Source organism: Streptomyces sp. NPDC085524 (assembly GCF_044541755.1).
Classification (GTDB): domain Bacteria; phylum Actinomycetota; class Actinomycetes; order Streptomycetales; family Streptomycetaceae; genus Streptomyces.
The window spans coordinates 1-2,380 of sequence record NZ_JBITTH010000071.1; the positions used below are offsets into that span (position 1 = coordinate 1).

Annotated in this window: 1 protein-coding gene; it reads left to right on the top strand. The window is 75.2% G+C overall.

The window, feature by feature from the left end; all coding sequences use genetic code 11:
- On the top strand, positions 1-2,380 hold a 2,380-nt coding region (locus tag ACIGFK_RS42430; protein ID WP_400056154.1), incomplete at both ends, for a beta-ketoacyl synthase N-terminal-like domain-containing protein.

The following is a 2,380-nucleotide window of genomic DNA, read 5'->3' on the forward strand; positions in this document are numbered from 1 at the left end:
ACTACGCCGCCGCCAACACCTACCTCGACGCCCTCGCCCACCACCGCCACACCCAAGGCCTCCCCGCCACCTCCCTCGCCTGGGGACTCTGGGGCCAGCCCGGCGGCATGGGCGGCACCCTCACCCAGCTCGACCTCGACCGGCTCGCCGAGACCGGCACCGCCGCCATCACGGCCGAGCAGGGCATGGCCGCCTTCGACGCCGCGCTCGGCCACCACCGGCCCGCGCTGGTCGCCGTACCGATGCACATGGCCGTGCTGCGGGCCCGCGCCGAGAGCGGCTCGCTCGTACCGATCCTGCGCGGCATGGTCCGTACGCCCGTACGCAGGGCAGCGGCCGGCCGGGCCGGGGCGGCGGGCGCCGGCTCGCTCGCCCAGCGGCTCGCCGCACTGCCGGCCGCCGAGCAGGACCGGCTGCTCCTGGACCTGGTCCGCGACGAGGTGGCCGCCGTGCTCGGCCGCTCCGACGCCGCCGCGCTCGACCCCGGCCGCACCTTCACCACCCTCGGCTTCGACTCGCTGTCCGCCGTCGAGCTGCGCAACCGGCTCGGCGCCGCCACCGGACAGCGGCTCACCCCGACCCTGATCTTCGACCACCCCACGCCCGGCGCCCTCGCCGCGCACCTGCGGGACACCCTGCTCGGCGGCCAGGCCGCCGCACCGGCCGCCACCGCCTCCCCCGTGGTGAGCGGTGACGACGACCCCATCGCCATCGTCTCCATGGCCTGCCGCTTCCCCGGCGGGATCACCTCCCCCGAGGACCTCTGGCAGCTGGTCCGGAGCGGCGTGGACACCGTCGGCGGCTTCCCCGCGAACCGCGGCTGGGACCTGGACGGCCTCTACGACCCCGACCCGGAGGCCACCGGCACCTCGTACACCCGCCAGGGCGCCTTCCTGCGCGACGCCGTCACCTTCGACGCCGACTTCTTCGGCATCAACCCGCGCGAGGCACTCGCCATGGACCCGCAGCAGCGCCTGCTGCTGGAGACGGCCTGGGAGACACTGGAACGCGCCGGGATCGACCCGGACCGGCTGCGCGGCAGCGACACCGGGGTCTTCGCGGGCGTCATCACGGGCGACTACGTGACCCGGCTCGACCGGCTCCCCGAGGGCCTGGAGGGCTACGTCTCCACCGGCACCACCACCAGCGTCGCCTCCGGCCGGATCGCCTACACCCTGGGCCTCGAAGGCCCGGCGCTGACCGTCGACACGGCCTGCTCCTCCTCCCTCGTGGCCCTGCACCTCGCGGCGCAGGCGCTGCGGCGGGGCGAATGCTCCCTCGCGCTGGCGGGCGGGGCGACCGTGATGGCCGGACCGGTCAACTTCGTGGAGTTCTCGCGGCAGCGCGCGCTGTCGCCCGACGGCCGCTGCAAGGCGTTCTCCTCGACGGCCGACGGCACCGGATGGGGCGAGGGCGTCGGCCTGATCCTGCTGGAGCGGCTCTCGGACGCGCAGGCCAACGGGCACCGGGTACTGGCAGTGATCAAGGGCTCGGCGACGAACCAGGACGGCGCGAGCAACGGCCTGACCGCCCCCAGCGGCCCCTCGCAGCAGCGCGTCATCCGCCAGGCCCTGGCCAACGCGGGTCTGACGGGTGCCGAGGTCGACGTGGTCGACGCGCACGGCACGGGCACCAAGCTGGGCGACCCGATCGAGGCCCAGGCCCTGATCGCCACCTACGGGCAGGAGCACACGGCCGAACAGCCGCTGTGGCTGGGCTCGCTGAAGTCCAACATCGGCCACACCCTGGCCGCCGCCGGTGTCGCCGGCGTCATCAAGATGGTGCAGGCCATGCGGCACGGGGTGCTGCCCCGCACGCTGCACGTGGACGAACCGACCCCGCACGTCGACTGGGAGGCCGGCGCGGTCGCACTGCTGACCCGGGAGGAGCCGTGGCCCGAGCTGGACCGTCCGCGCCGCGCGGCCGTCTCCTCCTTCGGGTTCAGCGGTACGAACGCCCACCTGATCCTGGAGCAGGCCCCCGCGACCCCGGCGGTGGACGAGGCCCCCGGGGCGGCCGCCCCGACGGTCCTGCCGTGGCTCCTCGCGGCGAAGACCCCGGCCGCGCTGCGCGAACAGGCCGCCCGCCTGGCCGAGTTCGCCGAAGCCGACCCGGACGTACCGGCGGCCGCGGTGGGCGCCGCGCTGGCCTCGACCCGTACGGCCTTCGGGCACCGGGCGGTCGCGGTCGGCGGGGACCGCGAGGAACTGCTGCGGTTGGTACGGGAGTTGGCCGCCGGTGACCAGTCGGCGAGCGCGGTGACCGGCGAGACCGTGGTCGGGAAGACGGTGTTCGTGTTTCCGGGTCAGGGCTCGCAGTGGATCGGCATGGCGGCGGGTCTCCACGAGGCTTCCCCGGCCTTCAAGGACCGGCTCGACGC